General features: G+C 30.0%; 1 protein-coding gene. It reads left to right on the plus strand.

Annotated elements, in window-relative coordinates; all coding sequences use genetic code 11:
• The coding region (locus ACFIJZ_RS09815; protein WP_375631974.1) for an autotransporter outer membrane beta-barrel domain-containing protein at positions 1-339 on the plus strand (339 nt) is incomplete at its 5' end.
• Positions 340-1,185: the final 846 nt, after the last annotated feature.

Below are 1,185 nucleotides of genomic sequence, written 5' to 3' on the forward strand. Positions count from 1 at the left end.
GTTGATAATCTTGATGTTGATTTAGGAAAATTTCATCAATGGGTGGGGCGTGTTGGTGGGCGTTTAAGCAAGACACTTAATGTTTCTGAAGAGGGACGTGTCGTTTCTTTTTATAGTAAGCTTTCTTATTTGCATAGTTTTGAAGATAAGCAATTTGTTTCTTTTAAAAACGATTTCCAATTAGGTTTTTTTGGTTCTTTTTTGGAAGCAGGTCTTGGGTTTAATGCTCGTCTTTCTTCAAAACTTTTTCTTCATGGAGATGTAACTTATCAGCATAAATTTAAGAAAGCTGGTTTTTCTGGAGCCAGTTTCTCTGCTGGATTGCGCCATCTTTTTTGAAGAGATATAATGTGCATTTTTATATGAAAGGCAGAAGATTTTTCTGCCTTTTAATGTATTGAAATTTATTTTTCCTCATCAATATGGTTATTTTTTTGATATAAAAGATTACAATAGATGCTTTCTTCTATGCGATGAGGAATTTTCCTAAAATTTTGATATTAAGATATGGGGGCAGATTTCATTGTGAATGTGAGAAGCTTGAATGCTAAATTCTTGTGGTATAATCTTTTAAAAGAGACGATATTGATGGTTGTTTTTGTCCATTTCTTTATTAAATTTTATAGATCATAAGTTTAGTCTTTACGAGATTTATGCATTTTTTTGAATTTTGTTTTAGAACTTTATTTACGTTTATATCATTTCATACGCATATTATTTGTTTCCTTTTTTAGGATGTTTACTTAAGAATTTTGGAGAAATACTTGTTTTTAGAACAAACAGAGGGAGTTTGAGGTCAAATTATAATAAAAGTAAAGTATGCTTTATCGTATTGTTACGGTTGTTGTTTTGTAAATGATAGGTGGCAGAGAAATTTTGATTGGATACAGGATATTATTTTTATTGCGGTTATGCGCGGATATCATCATTCTTTTTTCAGCATTCAATATTTGCGCAGATTTTAGCACTCGAGAATGTTCATAAGAAGCAATACACCTTTTTTCAAAAGTCCTTCTTTACATGCCAGCTTCGTTTGTGATGAACAAGGGGTTAATTGATTAAGTATAAACAGGTTTGAATGAAAGAAATTTATAATATTCAGTTTTTTATTGAATATGTAGAATGATGAGTGAGTATTCTAAATCATTGATGAAATTTTCCTAAATCAACATCAAGATTATCAAT

The organism is Bartonella sp. CL70QHWL (assembly GCF_042194855.1).
Lineage (GTDB): Bacteria > Pseudomonadota > Alphaproteobacteria > Rhizobiales > Rhizobiaceae > Bartonella.